The sequence below is a fragment of the Embleya sp. NPDC059213 genome (assembly GCF_042754445.1).
Taxonomy (GTDB): Bacteria; Actinomycetota; Actinomycetes; order Streptomycetales; family Streptomycetaceae; genus Embleya.
The window spans coordinates 1-6,241 of record NZ_JBHZAV010000322.1 but is presented as its reverse complement, the minus strand read 5'-3'; the positions used below and the strand labels follow the sequence as shown (position 1 = coordinate 6,241).

At 70.7% G+C, this 6,241-nt stretch carries 5 protein-coding genes and 3 pseudogenes; 3 read left to right on the top strand and 5 right to left on the bottom strand.

The window, feature by feature from the left end:
- Positions 1-195 precede the first annotated feature (195 nt).
- A complete protein-coding gene (locus ACFXMF_RS46190) occupies positions 196-678 on the bottom strand; it encodes a CBS domain-containing protein (protein ID WP_380021255.1) in 483 nt (160 codons plus the stop codon).
- Positions 679-760: 82 nt separating this feature from the next.
- Complete coding sequence (locus ACFXMF_RS46185) at positions 761-1,291, bottom strand: flavodoxin domain-containing protein (RefSeq protein ID WP_379992313.1); 531 nt, start codon at positions 1,289-1,291, stop codon at positions 761-763.
- An 87-nt stretch (positions 1,292-1,378) separates the two neighbouring features.
- Here ACFXMF_RS46185 and ACFXMF_RS46180 point away from each other — a divergent pair.
- Together ACFXMF_RS46180 and ACFXMF_RS46175 are read left to right on the top strand one after the other, a co-directional pair.
- Positions 1,379-1,669: pseudogene (locus ACFXMF_RS46180) on the top strand (glycine radical domain-containing protein); the annotation flags it as partial.
- 13 nt (positions 1,670-1,682) lie between these two features.
- Positions 1,683-1,937, top strand: a pseudogene (locus ACFXMF_RS46175) (4Fe-4S cluster-binding domain-containing protein); the annotation flags it as partial.
- A 240-nt stretch (positions 1,938-2,177) separates the two neighbouring features.
- Here ACFXMF_RS46175 and ACFXMF_RS46170 read toward each other — a convergent pair.
- From ACFXMF_RS46170 to ACFXMF_RS46160, 3 genes and pseudogenes are all read right to left on the bottom strand, one after another.
- Positions 2,178-2,693: a universal stress protein gene (locus ACFXMF_RS46170; RefSeq protein WP_379992314.1), complete on the bottom strand. Its 516-nt coding sequence runs from the start codon at positions 2,691-2,693 to the stop codon at positions 2,178-2,180.
- A 157-nt stretch (positions 2,694-2,850) separates the two neighbouring features.
- Positions 2,851-3,009, bottom strand: a pseudogene (locus tag ACFXMF_RS46165) (universal stress protein); the annotation flags it as partial.
- 614 nt (positions 3,010-3,623) lie between these two features.
- Positions 3,624-4,298, bottom strand: coding sequence for a CBS domain-containing protein (locus ACFXMF_RS46160; RefSeq protein ID WP_379992316.1), 675 nt, complete (start codon positions 4,296-4,298; stop codon positions 3,624-3,626).
- A gap of 470 nt (positions 4,299-4,768) precedes the next feature.
- Here ACFXMF_RS46160 and ACFXMF_RS46155 point away from each other — a divergent pair, with 470 nt between their 5' ends.
- Positions 4,769-6,112: an amino acid permease gene (locus ACFXMF_RS46155; protein WP_379992319.1), complete on the top strand. Its 1,344-nt coding sequence runs from the start codon at positions 4,769-4,771 to the stop codon at positions 6,110-6,112.
- Positions 6,113-6,241 lie beyond the last annotated feature (129 nt).

The following is a 6,241-nucleotide window of genomic DNA, read 5'->3' as shown; positions in this document are numbered from 1 at the left end:
CAAGAACTACGTCTCGGCGGTCCTGAACAAACTCGGCCTCGAACGCCGGGTCCAAGCGGCGGTCTACGTCACCGAGTTGCACCAGGGCAACGAGCAGCGCCGGACCTGAGACCGACGATCGCGACCCGCACGCACCCATGTCCCCGGGCTGACAGCAGCTCGGGGGACATCGGTGGTCGACTGCCTCTCGTTCCGTCACTTCACTCCGCAGCGCTCGCGTGTGGCGGTGTGGCAACGGGGTCGGGCGGGTGGGTGAGACCGTGAGTGACCGTCTCGACACCGTCCACGGCGGCGCACAGCCGCACCACGACGTTGACGGATCTCCGCGTCCGACCGCACCAGGGCGCCCAGCAGATCGCGGCGGCTGACGATGCCCACCAGCCGCCCGGATCGGTCCACCACGGGCAAGCGCTTGACGTGGTGACGGTCCATCAGCCGGGCTGCCCACAGGGTGCCGGAGGGCGGTGTCACGGTGATCACCGGGGCTGTCATCAGATCCCGGGTGGTGAACTCCTCGTCGGACGACGCGGCGTCGGAATGCCGATCCGGACCCGACCGCATCCGCGACACCCCGGAGCCGGCGACATACGCAGGGAGCAGATCGCCCTCCGAGACGATGCCCAGCACCCGATGACCGTCGTCGACCACCGGAAGCGCACTGACCTGCCAGGTCTCCAGAACACTGTCGATGTCACGGAACTCGCGCCGGAGCCGACGGTGACGACCTCACGCGTCATGACGTCCCCGATCGTGCGGTGTGTCATGGCCCGCCTCCCGAAATCCGTGCGTCCGGGACGAGCTCGTCGGCGATGCCGTCCGCCCAGCCCTCGATCTCGGACCAGTCGCGGAAGTCCCCGAACCGCCCCCGTACCAGACGGAAGAACAACCGACCGCGGAAGGAGAGGTCGTCGCGAGCGATGGCGCCGGCGAAGCGGTGGTAATCGTGCACCTTCGCGATGGCGGAGACCTTCGCGACACTCTCCGGCGTGGGGGCGTGGCGCTCGAAGCCGCCGCCGAGCGCGCGAGCGAGGCCGACGTCGAACAGCCAGACCGGGCGGTCCGCGAGCTCGACGCAGTGCTCGTCGACGAACGCGGCGGCGGACGACAGCCAGGCACCGTCGTGGATGGCGCTGCCGAGGATGCAGGCATCGAACGGGGCCAAGTCCTCGATCTCGTCCATCGGGCCGACCCGCGCCTGCAGACCACCTCTGCGGAGGCGCTCCCCGATGCGATGGGCGATTTCCCGTGTACTGCCGTGCGCGCTTGCGTATGCGATGAGGACCTTCGTCATATGACCTCCCCGGGGACATCCTCAGCATGCGAGTGCCGTCGAGGGTGTGACAGGGCCGCGTTGCCCGGAGCCCAGGGCCATTCGGCCTACGAGTGGGCCCGCGACGGCATCTCGCTGACCTCCACCGTGACCCCGGAAGGACTCGGCCACGACCCGACGGAGCGCGCGGACAACCTGGTCGGCCTGCTCGAGGGCTACTTCGCCTCCGGCGGCTTCCACGTGAACGTCAACGTGCTCGACCGGGCCACGCTCACCGACGCCATGGAACACCCGGAGCGTTACCCGAACCTGGCCATTCGCGTGTCCGGATACGCGGTTCGCTTCGTCCGCCTGACGCGCGAGCAGCAACTCGACGTGATCAGCGGGACCTTCCACGGGCCAGGGGAGCACGATGCGACAGGTCCCGGGCCCGCGCAAGGTCGGACATGTGGGCATGGTGCACTCGCGGGACATGTCCACGGGCGTGGACGGGCCCGGGACCCGCTTCGTGCTCTTCGTGGGCGGCTGCCCGCTGCGCTGCCTGTACTGCTCCAACCCGGACACCTGGCACCTGCGCGACGGTCGGTGCACGGACGTCGACGAGGTGATGGACAAGATCATTGGCTGCCGGGACTTTCTGCCCGCGAGCGGCGGGGGCGTGACGATACACATCGTTGCCGACGCTCGAACTTGTCGGGCGGGTGCGCGCACAGTTCCGCGTGCACGGACTCCGCGCCTACTGAGGGAGTTGGCCGATGCGCTCGATCGGCTGATTCGGGCCCTCCCATGCACTACGCGCACGCGCCCCTCCCGGTCGTGCCGTCGGACCGAGTCCGCGCCGCCGAACGCGCCGAGACCGCCGAGTGGTTCACCACCCGGCGGTCTCGGTTTACGCGGTCGGGACGAGTCAGTCGATGGGGATCAGCAGGACCGGCGCCTTGCTGTGGTGCAGCAGTACATGGGTGACGTGGCCCAGGTTGGGGCCGAAGCGACCGTGGCGGCGGTGGGCGGCCAGCACGATCAGGTCGGCCTCGTCGGTGGTGGCCAGGAGCACGTGAGCAGGGACGTCACATACGGCCTCCTCGGTGACGGACACGTCGGGATACTTGTCCACGAGCGGGGCCAGAGCGGCGCGGAGCGTGGCCTCGGCGGCCTTGCGTCCTTCGTCACCGGACCACAGCGTAGCCGCGTAGGGCGCCGCAGGGGACACCGGCGGAGTCCACGCGTGCACAGCGCGCAGGGGCACACCGCGCGCACGTGCCGCAGCGAACGCGGCCTCGCCAGCGGGGTGGCAGTCGAAGTCGGAGATGCCCACGACGACCGTGCCCGGCTCGTCCGCCGGGGCGTTGGTGTGTCGCGCGTGGACGACGAGGACCGGACACCGTGAGGAGGCGGCGACGGACAGCGAGACCGAACCCAGCAATAGGCCGACGAAACCGCCCCGACCGCGATTGCCGAGGACGAGGCGCCGCGCGCTCGCCGGCCTCCTCCAGGGCGGGGATGGTTCGGGCGAGGGTGACGGTGGTGACGATCACCAGGTCGGGTTGCCGCCGGCGGGCCCGATCGGCGGCCCTGACAACGAGAACCTCCGCCTCGCCCCGCAACTGCGCGGCGCAGCCGTCCCCTTCGCGGGACGGGGCCCATTCGACGACGTGCAGCACCTCCAGCGGTACGTGTCGCAGGGCCGCCTCGTCGGCGGCCCGATCGGTCGCGAGGTCCGAGACAGGGGAACCGTCCACGCCCACGATGACGTGACCGCGCACGGTCGCGTCGTCGGCACCTGCGGTTGCACCGGCCGACGTGTTGTCGTTCACGTTGAACTCCTGGGATCCAGTGGGTATTGGGTACGGATTACCGGTGAGACCGTGATTTCGCCGCAGGTGCGCCGCGCGGATCGCCGACGGTGGTCGGAGCGCCTCGTTGCGACCCCGACCGTCGCGTAGCCGGTGAACCTGCCGTGCTCGCTACGGTCGTCGCCGACGTCGTACGACGGCCTGTCCCCGACGGGGAAGGGGCGACAGGGCCGTTCGGCCCCGGGTGGTTCAGGCGGAAACACGGTCGACGGGTGGAGTCGGCCGTCCACGGCACGGCGGTGCGATTCGGAGCGACGGCTCGAACTCGATCCGAGCCGGTTGCTCCGAGCACATCGCAGGCCCCGGACGCCGAAGCGTTCCCGAGCCCGCGTGATCTCAGCCCGCCGCAGGGCCGTTGTTCGACGAATGGGGTGGTCCGTACAGGTCCGGCAGTCGCAGTCGACTCGCCTGAGGGCGCGGCGATCACCCGCCCCCACGCGAGGGTGATCGCTCGCCCGACGCGGCCGATGCGGCCGCGGGCGTGGGGTACCGAGTCCTGCTCAACGGCCGGGCGAGCGGCGGGTGAAGTGTGCCGGGCCGGGCCTGATGTGGCTGTCGTCGAAGTCGAAGGTGAGGGTGTGAGTCACGCTTTCGACGCCGTCGACGGCACGGCACAGCCGCACCACGATGTCTATGAGACTCCGGTTGTCGACCGCACCGGACAGGCACACCACGGCGTCGCGCACGTCGACCCCGATCGTGCCGGGCTCCAGCCACAGCGCGCCGCGCAGGACGTCGTGCTCGATCTCGTCCCGGATCTCGGTGTCCGGGCGCAGGAAGGTGCGCAACAGGTCGCAGCGGCTGACGATGCCGATCAGCCGACCGTCGGCGTCGACCACCGGGAGGCGCTTGACGTGGTGGCGGTCCATCAGACGCGCGCCGCGCAGTGTGCTCGAGACCGGTTCCACGCTCACCACAGGGGTGGTCATCAGTTCGTGCGCCGTGTGGCCCTCGTTCGTGGTGTGTCGGTTCGCCAGTCGGCGCGGGCCCGGCAGGAGGTGGGCGTCCTCGGCCTGCTCCACCCGGGCACGAAGCAGGTCGGCCTCCGAGACGATGCCCAGGATCCGCCGCTCGTCGTCGACGACCGGCAGGGCGCTGATCCGCCGGGCGTCCAACGCGGCGACGATGTCCTGGAACTCGGTGTCGGGACCGACGGTGACGACGTCACGGGTCATGACATCCTCGATCCTGCGTTGCAACATGCGAACCCCCTGGTCGATATGCGGCGAGTCACCGAGGCATCGACGGCGACGTCTTCGGCCGGACACCACGAGCGTGTCGCCGATTCGGGTGCCGTCACAGGGTCGCGTTGCCCGGTGCACCGGGCCCTTCGGCCCGGTCCGGTCCGCGTCCCGGCGTAGGTGTGCCGTACGACCCGAGCGGGCGTGATGACCAACGGCGTCCCCACCGGGACCTTCGGCACCGGCGTGCCGGCGCTCCGGCGGCCACGCTGCAAGCGTTCGACCGGAGCAGTTCCGCCACGGCACACCGCCTCGCTCGGTCGAATCCATCGCGACGACGAGGATTCGCCATGCTCAGGAAAAGAACGGCCCCTTCCCACGTCACGGCCCGGGAACCGGGCTCCTCCACCGAGGGGGCACGCCGCTCCGCCTCCACCTTCGGTCTGCCCACCGCCACGGCCCTGGTGGTGGGCAGCATCATCGGCACCGGCGTGTTCGCCCTGCCGGCCGCGCTCGCACCGTACGGCCCCATCTCCCTGGTGGCGTTCGCCATCGTCACCGTCGGCGCCCTGGCGCTTGCGGTCACGTTCGGGCGGTTGTCCCGGCGGGTCCCCGGCAGCGGCGGCCCCTATGTCTACGCCCGGGAGGCGTTCGGCGAGTTCGCCGGGTTCCTCAACGCCTGGTCGTACTGGATCACCGCGTGGGCGGGCAACGCCGCGATCGTGGTGGCCTGGGTCGGCTACGTCGAGGTTTTCGTCAACACCGGTCACAACACGTGGGGTTCGGTCGCCATCGCGCTGACGGGCCTGTGGATCCCCGCAGTGATCAACCTGGCCGGCCTGCGCAGCATGGGTGCCTTCCAGATCGTCACCACCGTGCTCAAGTTCGTCCCCTTGATCCTGATGGGCACCATCGGCCTCTTCTTCCTGGACACCGACAACCTCGGCGCCTTCAACGCGCGAGGCGGATCGCCGATGGGAGCGATCTCCGCCGCCGCGGCCATCGCGCTGTTCAGCTACATCGGCCTGGAGACGGTCTCGGTCGCGGCCGGCCGAGTCCGTGAGCCCGGCCGCAACGTGCCCCGCGCCACGGTGTACGGCACCCTCGCCTGCGCGGCGGTCTACCTGCTCGGCACGCTCGCCGTCTTCGGCGCCGTCCCTCACGCCGAACTCGTAGCCTCCACTGCGCCGTTCACCGACGCCGCCGACAACATGGCGGGCGGCTCGTGGGCCGGCGACGCGGTCGCGGTGGCCGCGATCGTGTCCGGGATCGGCGCGCTGGGGGGCTGGACGATGATCTGTGCCGAGATGCCGTACGCCGCCGCCCGCGAGGGCCTGTTCCCCAAGGCGTTTGCCCGCAAGCGCGGCGACACCCCCGTCTTCGGCATCCTTGCCGCCACGGTCTTGGCCTCGCTGATCACGGTGGCCGCCTACACCAGCTTCGACCACGTGTTCACCAGCATCGTGTTGCTGAGTGTCCTGACCGCCGCGATCCCCTACCTGTTCTCCGCCGCCGCCCAGCTTTACTGGCTCGTCACCCACGCCCGCCGGGCGAGTCGAGGCCGCTTCGCCCGTGACGTGCTGGTGGCGGGCACCGCCTTGGCGTTCTCCTACTGGTCGATCCAGGGCAGCGGCTACCAGACCGTCTACTACGGGCTGTTCGCCGTGCTCCTGGGCATCCCCGTCTACATTTACCTCAAGCGCGACCTCGGCGAATACGGCGAACAGGCGGGCCCCGCCCCGACTGTGTCCCCCGAGGAGCCTGCCTCCCCGCACGTTGCCCCGAGGCCCCGAGGGCACGCTGCTTGACCATCCGGGCGGGCGCGAAGTTGCTCACACGTCGCGGGGGCGGGCGGGGGGCGAGCGGGCCCGCCGCGGGGGCGGCCCCCCAGGGGGGCCGGCGCGCGCGGGGCGGGGGGGGGGGGGGGGGCCCCCCCG

Excerpts from the sequence above, each read along its gene's own strand:
- ACFXMF_RS46160 (WP_379992316.1), bottom strand. The coding sequence starts at position 4,298 with ATGACCCGTGACGTCGTCACCGTCGGTCCCGACACCGAGTTCCAGGAC.
- ACFXMF_RS46185 (WP_379992313.1), bottom strand. The coding sequence starts at position 1,291 with ATGACGAAGGTCCTCATCGCATACGCAAGCGCGCACGGCAGTACACGG.